Origin of the sequence: Paenibacillus cookii (assembly GCF_018333375.1) — a bacterium.
Classification (GTDB): domain Bacteria; phylum Bacillota; class Bacilli; order Paenibacillales; family Paenibacillaceae; genus Paenibacillus_AQ; species Paenibacillus_AQ cookii.
In genome coordinates this window covers 1-255 of sequence record NZ_BORW01000148.1, presented here as the reverse complement: position 1 = coordinate 255, position 255 = coordinate 1, and the positions used below count along the sequence as shown (strand labels likewise).

Annotated in this window: 1 rRNA gene; it reads left to right on the top strand. The window is 48.2% G+C overall.

The annotated features are described in order from the left end of the window. Positions 1 to 196 precede the first annotated feature (196 nt). Positions 197 to 255: ribosomal RNA gene (gene rrf, locus KI367_RS27870) — 5S ribosomal RNA — on the top strand; the annotation flags it as partial.

Sequence of the window (255 nt, the reverse complement as noted above, 5' to 3'; positions counted from 1 at the left end):
AGCAATGCATGGAGCTGACCAATACTAATCGGTCGAGGGCTTATCCTAAAAAGTACCCCAAAAAGTGAAGCTTAGGCTTCGCGGTTCAATCCGAATACTTTTCGGGGGCCCCGGATTTAAAACCGGGAAATGCTACGGAAAATAAAACGCAAAACGTTTCGTATCTAGTTTTCAGGTGATCAAACCACTTGAATCGTTTGGTGGCGATAGCGGAGGGGTTCCACGCGTACCCATCCCGAACACGACCGTTAAGCC